We start from the raw sequence: 22711 nt of genomic DNA on the forward strand, positions 1-22711 counted from the left end.
CTCATGGCAAAAATGCCCGGAAAAGCTCGCCAAATGGCGATCCGCGTGACGACATGCGCACTGTTTGTTGCGGCTCGGTTGAGCTTGTCCTGCCTTGGGGGAGTCGGACTACCTAGCCAGAGCCTGCCTAACGCATTGGTTTTAAATGAAAATAGGGATTTGTTCCCGAGTACCCGAATGCGTGCGTAACAACCGTTGAAAGGGATTTTCCCTTGGCAGATAGCGGGACTTGGAGTAGAATTCGCTTCGCTGAAAGTCAACAAAATTTTCTCCAAACCGGTTGGTTTCCTGATGTGCTTTAGTGCGGTGTTATTCGCAAAAGATCATTAAGAATCAATCGCTTAATTGAAGTTTGTTGGCAGACCCGAGGGCCGAAAGCGGCAATTGATCCGCAGGTCCCTGGTTGGAGCCCATGTCGGGGAGCCATTAATTTCAATGACTTAGCCCGCTGCTCACGGTGGGCTTTTTCACTCTTGTCGGCCTCGTGGGCAGGGTGCAGGTTTTTACCGGTCAAAGTGGGGCAGATTTTCTGCCTCGCCCATCAAGTGGAGCATTTGTCATGAACGAAATCATGCAGTACCTGAAGAAAAACGGCCAGCGCTTTGACTCCGAAATCGCCGCAGCGACGGGGATGCCCCTGGCGAAAGTTCGCGGAATGTTGTCCGATCTGTCCGCGCAAGGCGAGATTTCCCGGTGCAGCGTCACCCGGTTCAATGACGGCAAGAAAATCGAAGGCATGCTTTGTCGCGTCGCGGGATACATTCCGCCGAAGAGCCCCGGCCGGAAGCCTGGCGCCTGAATCCTGTTGCCTGAAACGAGGGACCTGCACCGATCCGGTGCCGGTCATCGTTGAGCCTGAAGTAAGAGAAAGCGCGGATCAAATCCGCGCCGCAATGGGCGCCACGGCACCGCGCCTGGTCAGCGTGCCGCGCCGGATCAGCGCGCGAGGAAGTGTCCGCCAAGCCTTAACGCCAGCTGGGCCAATGCGAGCATTCCGATACGCCGACGCAGGACCATGCCCGCCAGCGCAAATACAGTTCCCGTTAACGCCCAATGTTCGCGCGCATAGCGCAACATCGAAACAGCCATGTCAACCTTCGCGGCATGCGGACCCAGTGTCTCCATGGTGTTGAACGCCCGCAAGCGATATACCGCAGCCTCGCTGACCAACCGGAATTGCTCCTGTTCAAGCTGATCAAGCCGGTTGGCAAGCCGGGCGTCAATCATGTCCACCGCCGTTAAATGCAGCGAGCACCGCGCGATCCTTGCGTAATTCTTCCCGTGTCTTGCTGAACGCCGGCGACTTCGCCGCACTCAATGCAAGCGACGAACGCCAAAGCGCCACGCCAATCAATGCGAATATCGCGCACGGCGTCAGGACGGCCAGGGAGTGATTCCAGTCCCACAGCATCAACACCAGCCATCCCGCGGCAAACAGGCTCGCGAGCATGAAAGCCAGCATCGCGATGATCAGCCGCAACGAAATGCGCAGCAGCCAGATGCGCTCAATCTCCCATTCGTTGGCGAACAGGGCGCATTTATTTTCGGCGAGCGAGAGAATCGTGACGCCCAGCCGGGAAACGGACGCGAGCAGTCCCCGGGGTTCGCTATCGCTGGAGGGTGTGGTCATGTCGCGGGTAAGGGCCTGCATTCGCCTGACAGCGCCAGACTCAATGCCGCCCCTTCGTCCAGCTAACGGCGAGTGACCACGACACCAATCAGGAAGCCGATGCCTGCGGCAATTCCAACGGCTTGCCATGGATTCTCATGCGCATAGTGATCCACTTCGGCCGCGGCGTGTTTCGCCTTGGCGATCGCTGCGCGCTCGGCACTTTCCAGTTCCATGCGCATTTGTTTCAACGATTCGGCAACGCGATCACGCGCGCCTGAAAGCTGACCACCGGTTTGTCCGGCAGTAGCCTTGAGCAATTCTTCAACATCCGTCACTACGCTGCGAAAATCGCCAGCCAGTTTTTGGCGGCTGCTATCAATGGACGTCGTGTTCATATTGGCTCCTCATGGGATTGAATCAGCGAGGTGAATGATGCCGCGCAAGTTGCGCGCAAATCTCATCATTCGATTCAATGTTCCGCCGATGGGAAATCTGCGTCTTGACGGTTGTCAATCGCGGCGCAAATTGGTTGTATTTATTTGAATCAGCACCGGGCAAGATTCGCAATTCCGGGGCACGCAAGTGCCACGCATCTTCATGCCGCGCCGAGAAAGCACCCGCACCGGCTTTTGCTTTTTTGTCTGCGGATCCGTGGCGGATATTTCACGCAGATTCACGCAATGACCACCAAGCCTCGCGACCCGCAAGGATTTATCAGAGCATGTGGCCTTGAGCGCACCAGTGTTTGAGTTTACTGGCGTCGAATTGGCTGGCGTTAGCGTCGCTGACTAATGGGACATCAGCACCGGTACGGTCATGCTCTGGAACAGTGTCTTGGTGACGCCGCCGAGCACGAATTGGAATGTGCGTGAATGGCCGTATGCGCCCATCACGATGAGATCGCTGCCCAGGTCGGACGCCAATGACAGAATTTGATTACCGACATCCACTTCACTGGATTTTTGCTGGCGCACATTTACCCGCAGGCCATGACGCGTCAGCCATAGCCCGACATCCGCGCCGGGAATGTCGCCCCAGTCTGAATCACCCTTGGGATTGAATGAGACGATATTGATCTCGCGTGCCTTCCTCATCAGTGGCAGCGCATCCGCAATCGCGCGCGCCGATTCGCGCGTGCCACTCCATGCGATCAGGACCGACGCCCCGCACGAGGGGAATTCGCCGGCATAAGGAACCATCAGCACCGGGCGACCGGCGCCAACGACGACGCTGGCTGCAAATGATGGATCAAAACCCATCTTCTCCCCGCGGTCTTCCTGGGTCATGACGAGCAGATCGGCATGACGCGCATGGAGGATCACGTTATTGACGGTATTGCCGCTGATCGCGCGCCACTCAATCTTGCGCCCGGAATTTTGTTCGGCGGCCTTCACCATTTCCTGCGCCTTCGCCTGCATTTGCGTATCCAATTCAACCTGAAATGTCAGCGCAGCGGTGGCGCCGGGATCCATTGCCGCCGCGAACAGTTGCTGCTCGAGTGCGTAAACGGCGGCCAGATGCGCATCGAATCGACCGGCAAGATCGGAAGCGAGCCGCAAGGTGTGTTCATTGCGGGCACGCCCATCCAGGTGTACGAGTATTGTTTTGTAGGACATGTTCGATCTTTCCGTTGGTTGAATGCGTCAGCCGGGCTCATGGAATGCGGATGCCGATGCAGTCCACGCCTGGCAATATCTACCGCAAACAATAGTCCAGTTGCGGTAAAGCACTTTGATTGCAGTCAAGGATTGGCGATATTCGCGCAATGCCTTGATAGTTTCGGCATTGTGACGCCTTTCGCCCGCATGGTACATCCATCATATTTCCGGATTCGACTGACTCCCCGTCGTACGCTCGTGCCGCTCCTGGCATGGCAGGCAACGTGTGGCGGTCGGCATCGCGATCAGGCGTTTGAATTCAATCGGATCATGACACATCGCACACGTGCCATACGTCCCTTCTTTTATCGCGATGCGTGCCGCCTCAATGGCCATCAGTTCGTCGACATCGCGCATCATCATTCCGATATCGATGTCGCTCAACAGATCGGCCACCGAACTGCCTGAGTCTTGCCTCAATGATTCAAGTTCGGGAATGTCTTGTCCATACTTCTCATGAATGGACTTGCGTACTTCGCTGCGCAACAAGCGGTCGCGCTCATCAAGCTCGGATTCCAGTTTGTCAATTTGACGTTTGGTCAACATTGCCCAGCTCCTGTGTCAATACTCTTCGCCACCCTGGTCACCAACACGCATCCGCGATCGCTGCCGGGCTGGCGCGACAGCAGAGTTTGTTGCCGGCCATGGGCGAATGCCGAACCGGCACCAATACTGCGGCTTGTCACTCAAGCCCGGCATTGCAACCCGCACGCACGCGAGTCAGGTTGAGCGCGGCGAATTCACGTGACGGACCACGGACTTCCGCGGGTGCGCTATCCAGCGCACCGGCGGAATGGTTCCTCATTGCACCGCGATTTGCTTGGATACTGAACCGGCCTTCTTGGGTAGCACAAGATTCAGCACGCCCTGGTCATACTTTGCCTTCACGCCGGCAGAATCGATATCCTGCGCCAGCGAAAATGAACGCTGCACCTTGCCATAGTGACGTTCCGTGCGCAGCCATTTTTCATCTTTCTGTTCGGTTTCGCGCTTCGATTCGGCGCTGATCGAAACGATGTTGCCGTCCACGGCGACATTGATATCTTCCTTCTTCACGCCAGGAATGTTTGCCTTCACTTTGTATTCGCCATCGGTCTCGCTGACGTCGACCTTGATATCGAAATCAGGTTCAAGGGCGCGAAGCGGGCGAGCCCAGCCGCGGAACACATCGGGCAGTGTGGACATTGTCGGAAACGTGTCAGTAAACGGATCAAAGCGGATCAAATCGTTCATGTGAAATCTCCTGGGGACGTGCGAATGTTTAGTGGGCGCATTCGCGTTGGCGCCAGCGGCATCTGCTCTGTCGAGCGACGGGAACAACAACGCTGAAATGATGCTAGGCCACTATCGCGCTCGCGTTTTGACGATCGTCAAAAATATCGACGGATGTGGCGGCGGCCAGTGGATATTGGCTGTCGATCGGTTGCCGAGCGACAGACTATTTTTTGCGGGCCTTCACCGTGTTTGCCTTGCGGGCCCGTATGCGCGCGGGACGCAGCTCCAGCTCTTTGGTGATTTCGCGTTCTATGACGTCGGCGACCTGTTTCAGGTCTCTGGCGATTTCGGCGATCAGATCGTCCAGCGCCACAATGCCGATCAGCGCGCCCGTCTTGCCAATCACCGGCAGCCTTCTGATGCCTTTGGCGTTCATGAGGGCGAGGCCTTCGCGGATGCTCTGATCGCCCTTGGCGACTACCAGTGAGCGGCTCAACAGGTCGTCCAGCAGAAAGACATTCGGATCCAGATCGAGGGCAACGATCGCGACAACAATGTCGCGGTCGGTCACGATGCCTATCGGTTTCGGCGGCCTGGCACTCTCGTCGACGACGACCAATGCACCGGCGTGTCCTTCACGCATCATCCGCGCCGCGCCAACAATCGTCGTGCTTCGGGTCGCGACCTGAACCGGGAACTTGCACATTGCGGATAGCTTGGTCATGGTGGTCTCCTCAGGACAAGAATTCTCACCTGATCATAACGAGCGTTGGCCGGACAGACTTGACCATTCTCAAGCAAGCCGCAAATGCCGCCCTCCGAGTGGAAAGTGTCATGCGTTGCGTTGCCTTTCTTTTCCTTTACGCTGCAACAGCGGCCCGGGATCAGCCGAGGCAACCGCGCCGAATTCCACGCAGGAAGTCACGACACTAGGAATCTCCCGCCTGTATTGCCCAACCCTCGGTGCCCACCAGCGGTACGAAGCGCACATCGGCGATATCCTCAGTCTGGTACTGAAGCTCCGTGAGGCGCGTGACACGCACCAGTTGCTGCACCCGCCGGTCGGCGCCGACCGGAATTACCAAGCGTCCACCGATCTTCAGCTGGGCCTTCAGCGACTCCGGCACCTCGGGGCCACCCGCTGCGACGATGATCGCGTCGTATGGCGCATGATCCGCCCAGCCGCGGGTACCGTCTGCATGTCGCACATGAACATTGCGGTAGCCGAGGGCGGACAACGCGGTCGCCGCCTTCTCGGCAAGTTGGCCGATGCGCTCGACCGTATAAACATCCTTGGCGATATGTGCAAGCACGGCAGCCGCGTAGCCGGAGCCGGTGCCTATCTCCAGTACTTTCTCGCCGCCCTTGAGCGACAGTGCCTCCGTCATCAACGCGACGATATAGGGCTGTGAGATCGTCTGCCCCTCGGCGATGGGCAATGGTGCGTCCTGATAGGCGTATTCGTGCAGGTGCTCGGGAATGAACGCTTCACGGGGGACGGCTTGCATCGCTTCAAGTACCAACTGCGACTGGATCCCACGACCAGCAATGTGGCTTTCCACCATGGCCTTGCGCCGCTGCGAAAAATTGAATTTATTCATCTGTATGCCTTCACGAGGTTGGTCGTTTCGCGGACTTGGGTTTTCCCGGTCGGAACACCATCACCGGTAGCGACGATAACGCGAGCACTTTGGTTGTTACGCCGCCGAGAAAGATCTGGGCAATATTGCTGCGCCCATGCGAGCCCATGAAAATCAGATCGCATGCGTTTCGGTCCGCGGCATCAATAATGGCGACAGCCGGTTGTTCGTTTGTCATCGATACGCCGTTGAACGCGACGCTGGCCACCCGCGCCATCGCCTCGATCTCACCAAGAAATTTCTTTGTATTGCGTTTCACCGCTTTTGTGAAGTCGGCCTCCGAGAGTGTTCCCGGCGCAAATACCGCATCTTCGATGATGCGCATTTTGTACGCCGGTGTCGCAACAAAACCGATTACCTCGGCATGCAAGCAGCGGGCGAGATCAACCGCGGCCTGCGCGGATTGCAGGGCTAGTCTGGAGCCGTCGGTCGGGACAAGAATTTTCTTGAACATGGAGTTCTCCTTTGCTGTCCTCTTGTGGAAGTATTGACCTGTGGCGGCAGGCAGTTTTGACGAGCGTCAAGCAATGCGCGCGACATGCCTTCATATTCGCGGCGCAGACTGCGCCCCTCGGCGCCTGGGATCACTGCGTGGTGGCGAATGGCGGGGAAGCAAGTGCAAACAGTTACCGGGCTTGCAGCGCCAACAGGTAAAAGTCTATGCGGGACGCCATTCGCAGGCCGAAAATGCTCCAGACGCCGCGCCAGTGCTTGAATTTGCCGTTCAAGTCGTGGCGACCGGCAGTACCGGCATGCTGGTGCAGCGACAGCTCATGTGCGGAGTGGAATCAGGGCAGCGCGGCAAGTTTCATCTCAATGTACGCGACCAGATCGTTCAACGTGCCCAGTTTGCCGTAATCCGTTTCCGGAATATTGACGTGGAGTTTTTCGTGAATGGCCATGAGGACATTGAGCCAATCCATCGAGTCGAGGTCAATTTGCCTGCGCAGCGATTGATCGGGGCGTAGCGTGCTGGCATCAAGTTCCGGCGCGATCGATTTGATGATGGCGAGCACGCGTGATTTTGTATCCGCGTCATTCATAAGTCCTCCGGATGTTGCAGGCGTTCGCGCAACTCGGTCAGGAAACGCGCGCCACTGTGGCCATCGCTGGCGCGGTGGTCGGCGGCGAGACTGGCGGTTACCAATGGTGATACGCACGGCAGACCGTTTTCAACCCATGGCCTTGCTTCGATGCGACCGAAGCCCACGAGTGCAACCTGCGGAGGATAGATCACGCCAAATACCGCGTCCGCACCCCGGTCACCCAGATTGGTCACCGTGATGGTGGGATCGGACATTTCCGAGCTGCGCAACGAGCCGGCGCGTGTGCGCGTTACCAGATCGGCAAGTTCGCGCATGAGCTGATCGATGTCTTTCGTTGCCACGTCATGCAGCGCCGGTGCGATCAGTCCGCCTTGCCGCAACGCAATCGCAACGCCGATGTGAATGCCGCCTGCCTCCTGGAATGTGCCATCGCGCCAGAAGCCGTTCAGTTGCGGCGCGCTTGACAGCGCGAGTGCCACCGCCTTCAGTTGCAGGACGCCCATCAGCAAACGCTCATTGATCGGCCGCTGTTCGTTCGCGCGCAGAAGCCATTCGGTGGCGCGAGCCAAGGGGATGGTCTCGGATAAATAGTAGTGCGGGATGTCGCGTTTGGAGCGGCTCATCGCGGCCGCGATAGCCTTGCGCATTTCCACGGCGCGGTCGTCAGGTGCCGGGGTGGGGCGCTTCGCGACGCGCAGCACATCTTCAAGCGTCACCGCGCCATGCGGTCCGCTGCCCTCAATGGTATTGGCATCGATGCCGAGTTCGCTTGCCCGGGCGCGCGCCGCGGGCGATACCGCCTTTCGCTGCCCTTGCGATGCTTGGGGTGCAGGTGCGATCGCCGCCACAGTGGATGGGACCGGCGGCACACTGCCGTGGGCACGGGGGCCTCAGCGTGCCGCGAAACGGTCTGCGCGTTTTCCCCCGGTTCCAGCAGGGTCGCGAGTACGGTTCCAACGGGCACGGTGGCGCCAATGGGGACGAGTTGCTCGAATATCGTCCCGTCTTGCCAGATCTCCACCTCGACGGCGGCCTTTGACGTATCGACCACGGCCACGACCTGGCCGCGTTTGACGGCATCGCCGGGCTTGACCAACCACTCGAGGAGTTTGCCTTCGTCCATGTCGGCGCCTAGCGACGGCAGTTTGAATTCGATCATCGGATTACCTGCCCATCATGGTCTTGACTGCCGATACGATGCCGGCTGTCTGCGGCAGCGCGGCGTCCTCAAGGTGTTTGGCGTACGGAATAGGCACCTCCGCGCTGCATACGCGCGCCAGTGGTGCATCGAGATCATAGAACGCTTCTTCAACGATGCGCGCCATGATCTCCGCCGCCAGGCTGCCGGTGCGCCAGCCCTCATCGACGATGACCGCGCGGCGGCATTTGCGTACCGAGGCGACGATGGTATCCGTGTCGAGCGGGCGCAACACCCGCAGATCGATCACCTCCGCATCGATGCCTTCCCGCGCCAACTGTTCGGCGGCAGCCAGCACCTTGGGCAGCGAGCCTCCGTAGGTGATGAGGCTGACGGCGCTTCCACTGCGGCGCACCGAGGCAGTGCGGATATCGGCCTCGCGAACCGCGGACAATTCATCCTCCGTGTTATAGAGCTGGGCATGTTCGAAGATGATGACGGGATCGGGGTCCGCCAGCGCCGGCGCGAGCATGTCATGCGCATCCTGCACGGTCGCGGGCGCCAACACCTTGATGCCCGGAATGTGCGCGTACCAGTTCTCAAAACTGTGCGAATGTTGCGCGGCGACCTGACGGCCGGCGCCCGTTGCCATGCGGATCACCAGTGGCACCGAAAACTGGCCGCCGGACATGTGGTGATAAAGCGCGGCGGTGTTCACGATCTGATCGAGGGCGAGGAGACTGAAGTTGACGGTCATGACTTCAACGATCGGCCGCATCCCGCCGAGCGCCGCACCGATACCGGCACCGACAAATCCGAGCTCCGAAAGCGGCGTGTCGCGCACGCGTTGCGGGCCGAATTCGTCAAGCAACCCCTTGGTCACCGCGTAAGTCCCGCCGTAACGGCCGACGTCCTCGCCCATGAGAAAGACGTGCGGATCGCCCAATAAAGCCTCACGCAGGGCGGAGCGCATTGCTTCCCGGTAGGTCGTTTTGGTCATGTGTTGGCCTCGCGCGTGTGCACATCCCGTGTCAGATCCTCGATCGGCTCCCAGCTGCCCGCTTCTGCAAACGCCACCGCGCGTTCGACTTCGGCGCACACGTCGCTGTCGAGCGCCAGGAAAGCCTCCTCGGTGAGCTTGTTTTCCGATTTGAGCCGCGCGGAGAATGTGTGCAGCGGCCCGCGCGTTTTCCAGTCTTCCACCTCCTGCTTGTCGCGATAGAGTTCCGCGTCGAACATGGAGTGCGCGCGAAAACGGTACGTCTGGAATTCGATGAAAAACGGCCCGCCACTTTCGCGCATGGCGCGCACCGCCTGTTTGGTTGCTTCATGCACGGCGACCACGTCCTGGCCGTCCACCTTCAACGTCGGCACGTTGTAGGCGGCTGCCTTGATGCATAGATCGGTCTGTGACTCGGAGCGATCCAGCGCGGTGCCCATCGCATAGAGATTGTTTTCGCAGCAGAACAGCACCGGCAGCCGCCACAGCGCGGCGAGATTGATGGATTCGTGGAATGCCCCCTCGGCCATGGCGCCCTCGCCGAAAAAGCAGGCGGTAATGCGTGCCGCGTTCTGCATCTGGTCGGCGAGCGCGAGCCCGACGGCTATTGGCAAACCCCCGCCGACGATGGCGTTTCCACCGAACAGCCTGGCCCCGGCATCGAACAGATGCATCGAGCCGCCGCGCCCGCGCGAACAGCCCTCGCGTTTGCCGTACATCTCGGCCATGATCGAATTCATTGAAACGCCTCGCACCAGCGCGTGGCCGTGCTCGCGGTAGGTGGCGACAATGTTGTCCTCGGGCTGCAAGGCATGCAACGCGCCGACCGCGACCGCTTCTTCGCCGATATAGAGATGCAGAAAGCCACGAATCTTGCCTTCGCCATACGCCTGCGCGCATCTTTCCTCAAAGCGCCGGATGCGCAGCATGTCGCGCAGCAGCGCCAGCGCAAAATTCGGCGGATAGGGCACCGGTCCGGAAGGTGGAGGCGCGATCACATAGCCTCCAGTGTCGAGATGTCGCCTTCCGGCAAGCCCAGTTCGCGGGCCTTCAGCAGGCGGCGCATGATCTTGCCGCTGCGCGTTTTGGGCAGCGAATCCACGAAGGCGATCTCCTTTGGAGCGATCGCCGCGCCGAGGCGTTTGCGTGCATGGCCGAGCAATTCCATGCGGAGGGACTCGGTGGGTGCGTAGTCCTTTTTCAACGCAACGAATGCTTTGATCGTTTCACCCAGCAGTGGATCGGGCTTGCCAATCACGCCCGCTTCCGCGACCGCCGGATGTTCCATCAACGCGCTTTCGACCTCAAAGGGGCCGACCAGGTGCCCGGCCGACTTGATCACGTCGTCGGCACGGCCAATAAACCAGTAGTAGCCATCCGCGTCTCGCCGCGCCAGGTCGCCGCTCTGGTAAAGGCCATCGGCAAAGCACTTGCTGTAACGTTCATCCTGGTTCAGGTAGGCGCGGAACATGCCAGGCCAGCCGCTCCGGAATGCAAGTTCGCCTTCGACGCCTGGCGCCTCGATGACCTGTAAGCCGCCATCCGCAGTCCGTCTGACGATACAGGCTTCGATGCCGGGAAGAGGTTTGCCCATCGAGCCGGGTTTGATATCCATGCCAATCGTATTGGCGATCATGATTCCGCCCGTCTCGGTCTGCCACCAGTTGTCGTGGATGGGCAGGCCAAGGACCTCCTGGCCCCACCACACCGCCTCCGGATTGAGCGGTTCGCCGACACTGGCGATGAAACGAAGATCAGGAAAGCGAAATTTGTGCGCCATTTCCGCGCCGGCTTTCATCAGCATGCGAATGGCCGTCGGCGCGGTGTACCACACCGTCACAGCCTGCTCCTGCAAGATGCGGTACCAGCGCTCGGCATCGAACTCAGCTTCGTCGACGATGCTCGTCACGCCGTGCATAAGCGGGGCCACGATTCCATATGACGTGCCGGTCACCCAACCGGGATCGGCGGTGCACCAGAATATGTCGTTGGCATGCAAGTCAAGCGCATACCGGCTGGTGGCGTAGTGCATGAGCGCGGCGCCGTGAACGTGCAGGGCACCCTTCGGTGTTCCGGTGGTGCCGCTGGTGAAATGCAGGAACGACGGATCGTCGGCACGGGTTGGCACAACGGCGAATTCATCCGCTGCCTGGGCATGAGTTCGCGCAGATCGAGCGTGCCGGGAATGCCGGTCTCCGCGTCGGGCTCTTCGGCCAGAAGCACGTGACGCAGGTCCGGCAACGAAGCCCTGTTCTGCTCAAGCTTGCGTCGGTAGAGCGATGCCGTCGTCAATACGACGTTGCCACGCCCAAGTGCCAGCCGCATGCGCACGGGATCGGGCCCGAAAGCCGAGAACAACGGGCAGACGATCACACCAACCTTGAGCGCGCCCAGAATGCCGATGTAGAGCTCCGGAATTCGCCCGCACAACACGAACAGCCGATCGCCCTTGCTGAGGCCAAGTTTTTTCAGCACGTTGGCAAAGCGATTGGTGAGGCGCTTCAGTTGACCATACGAAAACGTCTGTTCGCCACCGCTGCGATCCAGCCAGCGCAGCGCGACGTGATCGGCGCGCATGCCATCGGCATGACGATCAACGGCTTCGTACGCGATGTTCAGCGCCCCGCCGGGAAGGCCAGCAAGTTCCTGCACCATTGCCTGCCAGGAAAAAGGCGGGCCTGCCCGCCAAGCTTGTGGCACTGCGTTTTTGACAATGATGGATGGTCTCACGTCAACTTCCCCATACCCTTATATCCATGCCTGCTTCGCGACAGCCCTGCTTTACACCTGATGCCTGATTCGCGCGGTCTTCACAGCCATTCTGAAAGTCCGGCAGCTCAACCAGGGCCAATCGCGCGATGAGTAGGGCGAGAAGCGTCATCGCAAGCGCCGCCGCGCCGCGCGCTAGCCGAACAAGCCGCCGACACGGGTGCCGGCGATGCGGTTCACGATATAGAGGGCCAGCGCGCAGAGCACGATGAGGATCACGCCGAGCGCCGCCGCCTGGCTTTGCGAGCCGGCAATATAAAAGGTGAAGATGCCGAACGGGATCATTTCCCATCCACCGAGCGTCAGGAAGATCGTCGCCGACGCTTCCTGTATCGAGGTGATGAAAGAGAACAATCCGCCGACAAAAATGCCCTTCCATACCAGTGGAACCGTAATGTCGCGGAATGTCCGCAACTTCGAGGCGCCGACGTTTGCCGCCGCTTCTTCCATCGATTGATGGACCAGCAGCAGCGACGAGTAACTTGCGCGCACCGTGTAGGGCAGGCGCCGCACTACCAGCACCAGCGGCAGGATGATCCACATGCCGGTCAGCGGAATATCGATGAACGGCAGCGGGAAGTTGAACGCTCGCACATAGGCGATGCCGATGGCGGTGCCGGGGATGGCCAGGATCAGCGTGGTGAGTGCGTCCATGGTGTTGCGCCCGGGCGCATGCGTGCGCGCCATGATCCACGCCATCGGCACGCCGATGACCAGGCACATGATCACGGCGAGGCCGCAGAATACAAATGAGTTGATAATGAACTTGGGCGTTTCAATGCTCACCTGACGGAAGAACTCCAGGGTGTAGTGTTCCGGGAACGGCGTAAGCGCCCAACCCCTGCCGACGGCTGCCAGCAGCACGCCGACCTGCGGGATGAAGCACACGAACATGAGGAAGGCCAAAAAGCCGACTGCCACCCAGCGCTTCACCGGGCCCAACTGGCGGCGTTCCACCTTCGAGTAAGCGAGCGAACTGTAGTCCTTGATCGCGACGTACTGCCGCGCGGCGATCACGAAGAAGATGGCCAGCATGACCAGCAGCGCGGAAATGACAATTCCCATGCGGAAAATGCGCCGATCAACGAACTGCACGATATTTAGATACGCCTGCGCGGCCAGCAGATCCTGAACGCCCAATACCAGCGGCGTCAGAAAGTCGGCGAAGGTCCAGATGAACACCAGCAGCGCCCCTGAAACATAGCCGGGCGTGGTCAGTGGCAGGGTAATGTCCCAGAATCGGCGCCATCCGCCGGCGCCAATTCCCTGCGCGGCTTCTTCCAATGACGGGTCGACCTTGGCGAGCGCATCCAGAATGCTCAATGTCATGAGCGGAAACAAATGCACGGTTTCCACCAGCAGCACGCCTTGCATGCCATACATGAAGTTGACCGGTTCCTTCAGTCCGAACCAATCCATGAGGATCACGTTGACCGTGCCGGCGCGACCGAGGATGAAGACGAAGCCGAGCACGCCGACCAGCGGCGGCAGAATCAGCGGCAGCATCGTGAGATAGGAAAACAGGTTCCGATAGGGGAATTCGTAGCGCACGATCAGGAACGCCACGGCGATGCCGATCACCGAGGTCGTGAAAACGGTCGCGATACCCAGGGCCATCGATTTCCAGAAAGAACGCAGGTAAAACTTGTCGGTGAAGAAATCCCAGAAATTGATCAGCGTGAAACTGCCGGTGTCATTGGTAAATGCGTCGTAAAAAATGCGCGTGAGCGGGAACAGCACGAAGACAATCAGGAATGTCCAGATCAGGCCGAAGCCCAACGCGGCAGGCGTCATGGAAAGTCGCAGCCTGTTCATTTGTCACCCGCGATGGCCACGGTGCTGGTGATTGGGAAGCTCACGCTTACGGCGTTGCCGAGCGGCACCTGCTCGTGGTGCCACGGATCGCGGATGTCTGTCTTGAAAATCTGGCCGGGTGCAAGTTCCACGTCGTAGCGCAGCGCATTGCCGAGGTAGGCGGCAAACGCGATGCGACCATTGATGTGGTTGTTGCCGTCCGCTGTCGTGCCGAGGGCGGCATTGAGGATGGAATTCTCGGGACGAATACACAGCACGCAGCGATCGCCAGCGTGAAAACGTTCGTCCCACAACGCCGTCAGTTCGCCGTATGCGGTTTTCACCGTGAGTTTGCGTTGCGCGGGATCAGCCGTCTGTACCGTGCCGTCAATCAAATTGTTGATGCCGATGAAATCCGCCACGAATCGGCTCCCGGGCCGCTCGTACAACTCCTTGGGTGGGCCGATCTGCAGTACCTTGCCCAGGTTGAACACGGCGATACGGTCCGACAGGGTTAGCGCTTCTTCCTGATCGTGCGTGACATAAACCGTGGTAATGCCAAGTTCTTTCTGCAGCTTGCGAATTTCGGCGCGCACCTGGATGCGAATCTTGGCATCCAGATTTGACAGCGGCTCGTCGAGCAACAGTATTTTCGGATTGAGCACCAACGCGCGGGCGAGTGCCACGCGCTGTTGCTGGCCGCCGGAGAGTTGGCCCGGGTAGCGATCCCCCAAGCCGCCTAGCTTGACTTTTTCCAGCACGCTTTCGACGCGTTTGCCGATGGTCGCGGCTTCAATTTTTTGCAGCTTCAGCCCGTAGGCGATATTGTCGGATACCGTCATGTGCGGCCAGAGCGCGTAGTTCTGGAACACCATGCCGATGCCGCGCTCGTGGGGCGGCATTTCGTTGACCCTGCGGTCGTCGAAACGGATTTCACCCTCATCCGGCGCATAGAAGCCGGCGATCAAGCGCAGGAGCGTGGTCTTGCCGCATCCGGACGGACCGAGGAGGGTGAACAGCTCACCCTCTCCGATGTCGAAGCTGATGTTGCTGACAACTTCGTTCTTGCCGAAGCGCTTGGTCAGACCTTGAACCGAGATACGCATGATACGACTCGCATGCTGCCTAGTATTTTTTCTTCAACTCTTCCGCGACCGCCTCGATTTCCTTGCGGAAGGTCTGGTTGACCTGTTCATATCGCCCTTGTGCCTTGTCGTCCTCGTAAATGTTGGTCACTTCGCGATCGAAATAGGAACGCATGCCACCGGTAAATTCAACCGCTCTCTCGGCGGTCGATCCCGGCGCGCCCTGAACTTTGTATTTGGGTGTGATCGGAAATACGCCGCGCTCCATCGCAACCCGCTGGCCGCGCTCGGAAAGCAGGTACTCAATGAATGCGCGCGCTGCCTTGGGGTGCTTGGCGCCGGCCAGCACGCCAATGGGTTCCGGTGTGATATAGGCGGTTTTCGGCGCGACGAACTTGAGGTCGAAGCCCGCCAGACGATCTTCGAAGGCCATGTAGCTCGGTACCGCGAAGCCGACCGCGAATTCGCCTTTCGCCACCACCGACGGCACGTCGCGGCTGCGCGCGGTGAACAAGCCGGTATTGCCTGCCAGATGTCTTAACCACTCCCAGCCCTTGTCATCGCCGTCGCGCTGCAGAATGATCTCGTAGCTGGCGTGGCTGCTGGAGGAGCGCGTCGGCGCGCATTGCGCGACATGTCCTTTCAGTTTCGGATTGAGCAAATCGTCCCAGTCCTTGGGTTCGGCAACGCCCAGACGCTGCAGCACCTTGGGGTGAAAGACCATGCCATACGGCTCCAGCACGGTGCCGGTCCAGAATCCTTTTGGATCCTTGAGCGCGATGGGCTTGGGCTTGCCAATGCTGATTGGCACTTCATCCATCACGCTCTTCGGCAGGTCCAGCGTTGCCAGCAGCTTCTGCTCGGCCAGCTTGTCGAACAGGGCGCTCTCACCGCCCCAAAAAATGTCAACCTGTGGCCGACCTTTCCATTCAACGATCTGGCCGTACGCGACGGGGGTGCCGGCAGCCAATGCGCTGGTCTTCAAGGTGATGTTCCAGCGCTCTTTCGCAAACTTTGCAAAGTCGGCCAGCGTCGGATCGGTTAGTGTTTTGGCCACCGGTGTAATGAGGTTGAGTTCGTCCTCGATGGCGGGTGCCGGTGCCTGCGCGCTTGCGTGATACGCCGGTATCAGGGTGCAGGCGAGTGCGACGCTTAACGTCGTGAAATGGCGATGCATGACGTCCTCCTGTGAGATGTTGGTTGGCAAAACAATGCTATTTGCAATTTCTATCGGCAACTTGACAATCGTCAAAGTCGCAATCGATCGTGCCTATAGAATTTTCGACATGGCAAACGTAGGCATCATCGGCAGCGGCGCGTTCGGCACCGCCATGGCGTGCGTGGTCCGCAGATCGGGACACGACGTATTGCTGTGGGCGCGCGAGCCGGAAGTCGCGACCGCGATAAACGAGGCAGGGATCAATACCATCTTTCTTCCCGATGCCGCGCTGCTGGACGGCATCCGCGCCACGAACGATCTCGCCGCGGCAACGCAGGACAAGGACTTCATCCTGATGGCGGTGCCCGCGCAACATGTGCGCGCGATTGCCGGCGACATGCGCCGCTCGCTCCGGCGCCTGACACCGGTGGTAAGTTGCTCCAAAGGCATTGAGTGCGGCAGCAGCGCGCTCATGTCAGAAGTGCTCGCCGCGATGCTGCCTGAAGCGGTGGTTGCTGTCCTGTCCGGGCCCTCGTTTGCGCGTGAAATAGCCGCCGATCAGCCATGCGGCGTCACGCTGGCGTGCGAGGACTGGTCGGTTGGCGAATCGCTGGGGCGGCAGATATCAAACCCGCGTTTCTGCGTTCAACTATGCGATGACGTGATTGGCACCACGCTGGGCGGCGTGATGAAGAACGTCATCTCCATCGCGAGCGGAATCGTGGCCGGCCGCAAGTATGGCGAAAACGCGCGCGCGTCACTGATTACACTGGGGCTGGCGGAGACGATCCGGCTTGGCCTGGTGAAAGGCGCCAAGGTGGCGACATTTACGGGGCTGTCCGGCATTGGCGATTTCATGCTCACGGCCAACAGTCTCCAGTCCCGCAACACATCGCTCGGCGTCCAGTTGGGCCAAGGCCGGCTGCTGGCCGATATCATGGCCGAACGCAAGGAAGTGACCGAAGGATTTCACTCGGTCGAGGCGGTAGCCGCGCTCGCCAGGCAGCTTCATGTCGACATGCCGGTCACGCAGGCGCTCGATGCGATACTCAATCATGGCGTCGCGTTGGACGACGCGATCGGACAATTCATGTCGCATCTGCCACCGCTTTGCCGCACTGGCAGGGTGCGACCGCCACAGTGAATCGACGATTCCCGTCGTCGCGCCCCGAATGCTGGCGTGAATGCATTTTGCGTACTGCATAACGCATGTGGCGCGTGTGGCGCTCTCGGCACTCGAATGTCCTTGACCCGATCATCATTCGCCATGCGGTGAATTGAAAGTCTAGTATCGGCGCGGCTTTTCGAGCATTTTGGGCGTGGGAGCCGCTCCAGTGCTTGAGTTTTATGTTGATGTCTGGCGCCGTGCGGGTTTCATTCTTGCTTGGCCGTGTATTGCCAGAAGTTCAGTCGCTCCAGACAGGTCCTGTCAGGAGCGACTGATAAAATGCCGCCATGCCCATCCTCACCTATCCCAACTCCCCCTACAAACTCAACCAGCCCTTTCCGCCCGCCGGCGACCAACCCAAGGCGATCGAGAAACTGATCGAGGGCGTGAATGACGGACTCGCGTTCCAGACGCTGCTGGGCGTGACGGGATCCGGCAAGACTTACACGATGGCCAACGTCATCGCGCAACTGGGCCGGCCGGCGCTGATCATGGCGCCGAACAAGACGCTCGCCGCGCAGCTCTATGCCGAGATGAAGGAATTTTTCCCCGAGAACGCGGTTGAATACTTCGTCTCGTATTACGACTATTACCAGCCCGAGGCGTACGTGCCGTCACGCGATCTGTTCATCGAAAAGGATTCATCGATCAACGAACACATCGAGCAGATGCGGCTCTCGGCCACCAAGTCGCTGCTGGAGCGCCAGGATGCGATCATCATTGCGTCGGTCTCGTGCATCTACGGTATCGGCGATCCGAGCGACTACTATTCGATGCGCATGCTGGTGCGGCCGGGCGACAAGGTCGCGCAGCAGGACATGATCCGCCAGTTGTCGTCGATGCAGTATGCGCGGGCCGAACTCGATTTCAAGCGCGGCACGTTTCGCGTGCGCGGCGACACGCTCGATGTTTATCCGGCGGAAAGTGCCGATGCCGCGTTGCGGATTTCGATGTTCGACGACGAAGTGGATTCGCTGACCCTGTTCGATCCGCTGACCGGGCACACCCTGCAGAAAGTGCCGCGTTTTACCGTGTATGCAAAGAGCCATTACGTGACGCCGCGCAGCACCGTGCTGAACGCGCTGGAAGGCATCAAGACCGAACTGCGTGATCGCATCGAGTTCTTCACGACGGAAAACAAGCTGATCGAAGCGCAGCGCATCCAGCAGCGCACCACGTTCGACCTGGAAATGCTCAACGAAATCGGCTTCTGCAAAGGCATCGAAAACTATTCGCGGCACCTGAGCGGAAGAAAGGCGGGCGAGCCGCCGCCGACTCTGGTGGACTATCTGCCGAAGAATGCGCTGATGGTCATCGACGAAAGTCACGTGACCATTCCGCAGGTTGGCGGCATGTACAAGGGCGACCGCGCCCGCAAGGAAAATCTGGTCGATTACGGCTTCCGTCTGCCTTCGGCCATGGATAACCGCCCGCTGCGATTCGATGAGTTCGAAGCCATGATGCGGCAGACGGTTTTTGTCTCCGCGACGCCGGCCGACTACGAGGCCGCGCATACCGCGCAGGTCGTCGAACAGCTGGTACGTCCGACCGGGCTGGTGGATCCGATCCTGCACGTGCGACCGGCATCGACGCAGGTCGACGATTTGCTCTCGGAAGTGAACAAGCGTGTCGCCGTGAAAGAGCGCGTGCTCGTGACCACGCTCACCAAGCGCATGGCCGAGGACCTGACGGATTATCTGGCCGAGCACGGCATCAAGGTGCGATACCTGCACTCGGACATCGATACCGTGGAGCGCGTGGAGATCATCCGCGATCTGCGCGCCGGGCTATTCGACGTGCTGGTCGGCATCAACCTGCTGCGCGAAGGCCTGGATATTCCGGAGGTGTCGCTGGTGGCGATCCTCGATGCGGACAAAGAAGGCTTCCTGCGCGGCGCGCGTTCACTGATCCAGACCATCGGTCGCGCCGCGCGCCATGTCCATGGCACCGCGATTCTGTACGCGGATCGGGAAACGGAATCCATGCGCAAAGCGATCGGCGAGACCGAGCGGCGTCGCGCCAAGCAGATTGCCTTCAACCTCGAGCATGGCATCGTGCCGACGTCCATATCGAAACAGATCAAGGGCATGATCGACGGCATCTATGACATGGACGAAAAACGCGACGAGCGCAAGGCCGCGCAGGATCGCAAGAAATACGATGTGCTGTCGGAAAAGCAGATGGAAACCGCGCTGAAACGGCTCGAACGCGAGATGATGGATGCCGCGCGTAACCTTGAATTCGAGAAGGCGGCCGCGTTGCGTGATGAACTGAAGGCGCTGCGTAACCGGCTGCTGGTATTGGGCGGATCGGCGGTCAGCGATTAGTAAATCGTCACGTGTGGCAGTTCAGTCTTGATCTGACATTGACCCGTTTTGGACGGTGCCGGGCGGATAGATCAAGTCTGAACTTCTACACATTGTTCTTTTCTGCAAGGACCTAAGCAATGCGTCGCGAGTTTTCCAACGTAACGCACGTTCATGCTCGTTGCAACGAGTACGCATGCTGCCGCAGATAACTCTGCACCCACAACACACCCGCAACGAGCGTTTCATTCAAACGCGAAAGACCTTCGACCCTTTCTGGTCGTTCGGTCCAAAGTGGATACTCGATATCTAAATTGCGTGGTGCCGTTATCGAGTTGTTCCAGGCAGCGGAGCGAGCGTCGAAGACTTCACGCATGGCGGATATACGATTGGTCCAAACTGTTTGACGAATTTCTTGAGGTGTTCGCAGATCGGACCCAGCTCCATCGTTGCGCGGCGCTTATCGAGATTGCCGGGGTCTTCAACCGGAAGCAGCCCGACGCCGTCTCGAATTTCCACTTGCGAGCCATAACGCTGAGGCTTGCCCTGAAATACCAACACGCGATCCTCAAGCAGTGCCAACTGCTGTTTCGCCGCTTCGCCCACGTCGACGGCTCCACGCATCCTATCGATGTACCTTCAGGTGGTAGTCCAAGTCCGCATGTTGTACGACGAGAAACACTGTGGTCGCCGCCGTTGAGCCGACTTTCGACCGGGCGGGCCAGCCGTAGGTGTCGAGAATGATAGACATCCGTTTTTGGTTTTCGCGATCCTGTTCGCGAATTTTTCCAGATGGCTTTGCGCTTCCTTGTCGACCTCAACGCCCTTCGCGCGCGCCTCAGCGAGCATGACGGTGAACTCGTTGCGCAGGGACTGGTCGGTCTTTGCACGTTCTTCAGTTCCGCCTGGATGGCGGACCAGTCGGCTGCAGGCATTACTTGAAGTTTCGGTTGCGACTGCGCTTGCAGCGTTGGTTGCGCGATGGCCAGCGTTGCGAGCAATGTCAGCATTGGCAGCATTGCGGGAATCTTCATGGTCAGATTCACTTATCTTCCCTAGGAATCGCGTTCCGACTGGCGAAATTCGATCGAATTAAGTAGGTTCGGCAAATTTGAGCGATTCGAGTAACGCGCTTTCATCACCACGGAAAAACGTCGGCGATCATCAGTTCTAACGATGCCCTGGGAATAGTCTGGCGTTAGTGATTCGTGCAGCCATTCAATCTTAGGATTAAGTGAAAGCACTGCTCTTGACCGAAATCTCTCAGTCCCTAGCTAGTGCTTTGTAGCGATTCGCGCGTAACGCAGACGGGCTTGTGAAACCAAAGCTCTATCTGGTCGATCAACTCCGGAATTCCATTCGCACCACCTCGTGGACCGAAGCCTTGCTTGGAGTTAGCCCCGCCCCACGTGTTGCTCAGAAGCTTGGGCTCAGCGCCTGACATATCATAAATCTGTATGCGCACCATCTCGTCAATTGCGGGACTGGACGGGAATCTGTCGAGCATTTTTCGGTAGACTTCCGCTGCGGCTGGGTCTATCTGGATACCCACTTCAAACCCTGCCGGCAGCTTCACGGTGGATATCTGCTTCCTTGGTTTCCCAGCGGGCAATCTGCTTACCCGAGACGGACACGGCGACTGATTGGGCCGACTTTCCGTCACTTGCGCAGTAGGCAGATGCGAACGTGCTTACTGTTGCGAGTAAGACCGTCAGGAATACGTTTTGATTCATGGAATGTCCTCTCCTATAGCCACTCGTAATCTTCCATGCTTGGAAGGCGGGCAGAAATACCCGATTTACATATGATCGAAATTACTTGCAAATGTTCGCAATTCTTTGAAAACCGCCAAATTCTCTAGCGAGTGGCAAAAAGTCATACCGAAAGTATTGGCGAAGTACCCTCGAAAGTCGCGTGCCGCCACGCGCTCGCAGAAAGTCGCTCGTATTTCGTAAGCGAGATTGGTATTGCCATCGGGAGATAAGTAGATTTGAGCGTGGAAGCAGACGACCGTCAGGGATTAATACTCCCACACTTGGGAGGCGTAAGTGATTGATTGTATTATGACGAGATGGGACGTTTTCACACCTGTCCTGCGTCAGAAATGTCACAAAAGACGCGGGGCCAAAAAACTCTTCACCTCTGAATGTACACGATAAAAACCAGCGTCATCTTCATTTGCCCAGGCAACATCTGCCGCTCTCCACTGCCGAAGGGGTGTTCCGCAAACTGGTTGGCGAAAGTCCGCTTGCCGGCAAGATGGAAATCGATTCCGCTGGCACGCTCGGCGCGCACGCCGGTGCAAAAAGCCGGATCCGCGCGCCATCGCTCTTGCCGCGAGTCGAGGCTACGAATTGGAAAAGCTGCGCGCCAGACAGGTGTCAGAGGCGGATTTTTTTGGGTTTGATTACGTGATCGCGATGGATGTACAGAACTTCCGGCTGTCACAAGCGGTGTGCCCGCCGGAGCTGGCGCACAAGATCGAGTTGCTGCTGGATTTTCGCCGGATGCCGGCGCGCTGGAGGTGTTCCTGGGCCTTATTACGGGGAGCGCGGCGGATTTTGAGCATGCGCTCGAGTTGATCGAGCACGGCTGCAAAGGCCTGCTTCGGCATATCACCCATCCGCACGCCGCCCGGCCGAAACCACCACGGAAGCACCGCAGGCTGATCATGGAAGGACTGTTGTCGCTCGCCGAGTACGTCAAGATTTTTGTGGCGATGATCGTCATCGTCAATCCGCTCGGCATCATGCCGGTGTTCGTGGCGATGACGGCTTTGCCAGATCGATTTCCAGCGCAAGACCATCGCGCGTATCGCCGCGATCACCGTCGCCGCGACGCTGTTGATCTCTCCGCGCTGCTGGGCGAAACGCGTGCTGGCAGGTTTCGGTATTTCCTGGCGAGCTTCAGGTCGGGGGGGCCATCCTCATCCTGCGGAATGCGGTGGCGTGTTCTGCAGGCAATGCCGGCGCGCGACAAGCAAACACCCGAGGAAGCACGAGGCCGAGGACAAGGCCAGCATTGCCGTGGTGCCGCTGGGGAATTCCGCTGCTCGCCGGGACCGGGTGCGATGTCGACCATCATCATTTACGCCAGCGAAAAGAAATCGGCATTGCACTTG

At 59.0% G+C, this 22711-nt stretch carries 22 protein-coding genes and 3 pseudogenes; 5 read left to right on the forward strand and 20 right to left on the reverse strand.

Annotated features, from left to right (window positions below; all coding sequences use genetic code 11):
* The first annotated feature begins 559 nt into the window (after positions 1-559).
* Entirely contained in the window at positions 560-799 is a 240-nt protein-coding gene (locus tag IPP88_18200) for a helix-turn-helix domain-containing protein (GenBank protein MBL0124572.1), read from the forward strand.
* A gap of 137 nt (positions 800-936) precedes the next feature.
* Here the strand turns inward: IPP88_18200 and IPP88_18205 are convergent, their stop codons facing one another.
* The 18 genes and pseudogenes from IPP88_18205 to IPP88_18290 form a co-directional block, all read right to left on the reverse strand.
* Positions 937-1227 (reverse strand): hypothetical protein, encoded by a 291-nt coding sequence (locus tag IPP88_18205; GenBank protein ID MBL0124573.1) that lies wholly within the window; start codon positions 1225-1227, stop codon positions 937-939.
* Positions 1220-1651, reverse strand: a complete 432-nt coding sequence (locus tag IPP88_18210; GenBank protein MBL0124574.1) for a phage holin family protein — start codon at positions 1649-1651, stop codon at positions 1220-1222. Before IPP88_18210 ends, IPP88_18205 begins: the two co-directional genes overlap by 8 nt.
* A 41-nt stretch (positions 1652-1692) precedes the next feature.
* Complete coding sequence (locus IPP88_18215) at positions 1693-2007, reverse strand: DUF883 domain-containing protein (protein ID MBL0124575.1); 315 nt, start codon at positions 2005-2007, stop codon at positions 1693-1695.
* 393 nt (positions 2008-2400) lie between these two features.
* On the reverse strand, positions 2401-3228 hold the full coding sequence (locus IPP88_18220; GenBank protein ID MBL0124576.1) for a universal stress protein: 828 nt from the start codon (positions 3226-3228) through the stop codon (positions 2401-2403).
* 201 nt (positions 3229-3429) lie between these two features.
* Positions 3430-3816, reverse strand: a complete 387-nt coding sequence (locus IPP88_18225) for a TraR/DksA C4-type zinc finger protein (protein MBL0124577.1) — start codon at positions 3814-3816, stop codon at positions 3430-3432.
* 255 nt (positions 3817-4071) lie between these two features.
* Positions 4072-4503, reverse strand: coding sequence for an Hsp20/alpha crystallin family protein (locus IPP88_18230; GenBank protein MBL0124578.1), 432 nt, complete (start codon positions 4501-4503; stop codon positions 4072-4074).
* Between the two features lie 205 nt (positions 4504-4708).
* The gene (locus IPP88_18235) at positions 4709-5209 is read right to left on the reverse strand and encodes a CBS domain-containing protein (protein MBL0124579.1); all 501 of its coding nucleotides are present in this window, start codon (positions 5207-5209) and stop codon (positions 4709-4711) included.
* A gap of 205 nt (positions 5210-5414) precedes the next feature.
* The gene (locus IPP88_18240; protein ID MBL0124580.1) at positions 5415-6086 is read right to left on the reverse strand and encodes a protein-L-isoaspartate(D-aspartate) O-methyltransferase; all 672 of its coding nucleotides are present in this window, start codon (positions 6084-6086) and stop codon (positions 5415-5417) included.
* 10 nt (positions 6087-6096) lie between these two features.
* On the reverse strand, positions 6097-6579 hold the full coding sequence (locus IPP88_18245; GenBank protein ID MBL0124581.1) for a universal stress protein: 483 nt from the start codon (positions 6577-6579) through the stop codon (positions 6097-6099).
* A gap of 334 nt (positions 6580-6913) precedes the next feature.
* A complete protein-coding gene (locus IPP88_18250; GenBank protein ID MBL0124582.1) occupies positions 6914-7168 on the reverse strand; it encodes an acyl carrier protein in 255 nt (84 codons plus the stop codon).
* A pseudogene (locus IPP88_18255) lies at positions 7165-8330 on the reverse strand (2-oxo acid dehydrogenase subunit E2). The gene IPP88_18250 and the pseudogene IPP88_18255 overlap by 4 nt, the downstream one beginning before the upstream one ends.
* Positions 8331-8334: 4 nt before the next feature.
* On the reverse strand, positions 8335-9309 hold the full coding sequence (locus IPP88_18260; GenBank protein MBL0124583.1) for an alpha-ketoacid dehydrogenase subunit beta: 975 nt from the start codon (positions 9307-9309) through the stop codon (positions 8335-8337).
* Positions 9306-10238, reverse strand: coding sequence for a pyruvate dehydrogenase (acetyl-transferring) E1 component subunit alpha (gene pdhA, locus IPP88_18265; GenBank protein ID MBL0124584.1), 933 nt, complete (start codon positions 10236-10238; stop codon positions 9306-9308). The genes IPP88_18260 and pdhA overlap by 4 nt, the downstream gene beginning before the upstream one ends.
* A 65-nt stretch (positions 10239-10303) precedes the next feature.
* Positions 10304-11964, reverse strand: a pseudogene (acsA, locus tag IPP88_18270) (acetate--CoA ligase).
* A 76-nt stretch (positions 11965-12040) separates the two neighbouring features.
* Entirely contained in the window at positions 12041-12190 is a 150-nt protein-coding gene (locus IPP88_18275; GenBank protein ID MBL0124585.1) for a hypothetical protein, read from the reverse strand.
* Positions 12191-12213: 23 nt separating this feature from the next.
* A complete protein-coding gene (locus IPP88_18280; GenBank protein ID MBL0124586.1) occupies positions 12214-13893 on the reverse strand; it encodes an iron ABC transporter permease in 1680 nt (559 codons plus the stop codon).
* Positions 13890-14978 (reverse strand): ABC transporter ATP-binding protein, encoded by a 1089-nt coding sequence (locus IPP88_18285; protein ID MBL0124587.1) that lies wholly within the window; start codon positions 14976-14978, stop codon positions 13890-13892. Before IPP88_18285 ends, IPP88_18280 begins: the two co-directional genes overlap by 4 nt.
* A 19-nt stretch (positions 14979-14997) precedes the next feature.
* Entirely contained in the window at positions 14998-16134 is a 1137-nt protein-coding gene (locus IPP88_18290; GenBank protein ID MBL0124588.1) for an extracellular solute-binding protein, read from the reverse strand.
* A gap of 109 nt (positions 16135-16243) precedes the next feature.
* On the opposite strand from IPP88_18290, the gene IPP88_18295 reads away from it, so the two are divergent.
* On the forward strand, positions 16244-17260 hold the full coding sequence (locus IPP88_18295) for an NAD(P)-dependent glycerol-3-phosphate dehydrogenase (protein ID MBL0124589.1): 1017 nt from the start codon (positions 16244-16246) through the stop codon (positions 17258-17260).
* A 311-nt stretch (positions 17261-17571) separates the two neighbouring features.
* On the forward strand, positions 17572-19611 hold the full coding sequence (uvrB, locus tag IPP88_18300) for an excinuclease ABC subunit UvrB (protein ID MBL0124590.1): 2040 nt from the start codon (positions 17572-17574) through the stop codon (positions 19609-19611).
* 306 nt (positions 19612-19917) lie between these two features.
* Here uvrB and IPP88_18305 read toward each other — a convergent pair whose 3' ends face one another.
* On the reverse strand, positions 19918-20214 hold the full coding sequence (locus tag IPP88_18305; protein ID MBL0124591.1) for a hypothetical protein: 297 nt from the start codon (positions 20212-20214) through the stop codon (positions 19918-19920).
* A gap of 168 nt (positions 20215-20382) precedes the next feature.
* Here IPP88_18305 and IPP88_18310 point away from each other — a divergent pair, with 168 nt between their 5' ends.
* Positions 20383-20532, forward strand: a complete 150-nt coding sequence (locus tag IPP88_18310) for a hypothetical protein (GenBank protein MBL0124592.1) — start codon at positions 20383-20385, stop codon at positions 20530-20532.
* Positions 20533-21143: 611 nt separating this feature from the next.
* Here the strand turns inward: IPP88_18310 and IPP88_18315 are convergent.
* Complete coding sequence (locus tag IPP88_18315) at positions 21144-21323, reverse strand: hypothetical protein (GenBank protein MBL0124593.1); 180 nt, start codon at positions 21321-21323, stop codon at positions 21144-21146.
* Between the two features lie 413 nt (positions 21324-21736).
* Here IPP88_18315 and IPP88_18320 point away from each other — a divergent pair.
* Positions 21737-22711: pseudogene (locus tag IPP88_18320) on the forward strand (hypothetical protein).

It is taken from the genome of Betaproteobacteria bacterium (assembly GCA_016720925.1).
Classification (GTDB): Bacteria; Pseudomonadota; Gammaproteobacteria; order Burkholderiales; family Usitatibacteraceae; genus UKL13-2.

Excerpts from the sequence above, each read along its gene's own strand:
- IPP88_18305 (MBL0124591.1), bottom strand. The coding sequence starts at position 20,214 with ATGCGTGGAGCCGTCGACGTGGGCGAAGCGGCGAAACAGCAGTTGGCA.
- IPP88_18315 (MBL0124593.1), bottom strand. The coding sequence starts at position 21,323 with ATGAATCAAAACGTATTCCTGACGGTCTTACTCGCAACAGTAAGCACG.
- IPP88_18225 (MBL0124577.1), bottom strand. The coding sequence starts at position 3,816 with ATGTTGACCAAACGTCAAATTGACAAACTGGAATCCGAGCTTGATGAG.
- IPP88_18290 (MBL0124588.1), bottom strand. The coding sequence starts at position 16,134 with ATGCATCGCCATTTCACGACGTTAAGCGTCGCACTCGCCTGCACCCTG.
- IPP88_18245 (MBL0124581.1), bottom strand. The coding sequence starts at position 6,579 with ATGTTCAAGAAAATTCTTGTCCCGACCGACGGCTCCAGACTAGCCCTG.
- IPP88_18275 (MBL0124585.1), bottom strand. The coding sequence starts at position 12,190 with ATGACGCTTCTCGCCCTACTCATCGCGCGATTGGCCCTGGTTGAGCTG.
- IPP88_18240 (MBL0124580.1), bottom strand. The coding sequence starts at position 6,086 with ATGAATAAATTCAATTTTTCGCAGCGGCGCAAGGCCATGGTGGAAAGC.
- pdhA (MBL0124584.1), bottom strand. The coding sequence starts at position 10,238 with ATGCTGCGCATCCGGCGCTTTGAGGAAAGATGCGCGCAGGCGTATGGC.
- IPP88_18310 (MBL0124592.1), top strand. The coding sequence starts at position 20,383 with ATGGCTTTGCGCTTCCTTGTCGACCTCAACGCCCTTCGCGCGCGCCTC.
- IPP88_18295 (MBL0124589.1), top strand. The coding sequence starts at position 16,244 with ATGGCAAACGTAGGCATCATCGGCAGCGGCGCGTTCGGCACCGCCATG.
- IPP88_18285 (MBL0124587.1), bottom strand. The coding sequence starts at position 14,978 with ATGCGTATCTCGGTTCAAGGTCTGACCAAGCGCTTCGGCAAGAACGAA.
- IPP88_18215 (MBL0124575.1), bottom strand. The coding sequence starts at position 2,007 with ATGAACACGACGTCCATTGATAGCAGCCGCCAAAAACTGGCTGGCGAT.
- IPP88_18250 (MBL0124582.1), bottom strand. The coding sequence starts at position 7,168 with ATGAATGACGCGGATACAAAATCACGCGTGCTCGCCATCATCAAATCG.
- IPP88_18280 (MBL0124586.1), bottom strand. The coding sequence starts at position 13,893 with ATGAACAGGCTGCGACTTTCCATGACGCCTGCCGCGTTGGGCTTCGGC.
- IPP88_18260 (MBL0124583.1), bottom strand. The coding sequence starts at position 9,309 with ATGACCAAAACGACCTACCGGGAAGCAATGCGCTCCGCCCTGCGTGAG.
- IPP88_18230 (MBL0124578.1), bottom strand. The coding sequence starts at position 4,503 with ATGAACGATTTGATCCGCTTTGATCCGTTTACTGACACGTTTCCGACA.
- IPP88_18220 (MBL0124576.1), bottom strand. The coding sequence starts at position 3,228 with ATGTCCTACAAAACAATACTCGTACACCTGGATGGGCGTGCCCGCAAT.
- IPP88_18210 (MBL0124574.1), bottom strand. The coding sequence starts at position 1,651 with ATGCAGGCCCTTACCCGCGACATGACCACACCCTCCAGCGATAGCGAA.
- IPP88_18205 (MBL0124573.1), bottom strand. The coding sequence starts at position 1,227 with ATGATTGACGCCCGGCTTGCCAACCGGCTTGATCAGCTTGAACAGGAG.
- IPP88_18235 (MBL0124579.1), bottom strand. The coding sequence starts at position 5,209 with ATGACCAAGCTATCCGCAATGTGCAAGTTCCCGGTTCAGGTCGCGACC.
- uvrB (MBL0124590.1), top strand. The coding sequence starts at position 17,572 with ATGCCCATCCTCACCTATCCCAACTCCCCCTACAAACTCAACCAGCCC.
- IPP88_18200 (MBL0124572.1), top strand. The coding sequence starts at position 560 with ATGAACGAAATCATGCAGTACCTGAAGAAAAACGGCCAGCGCTTTGAC.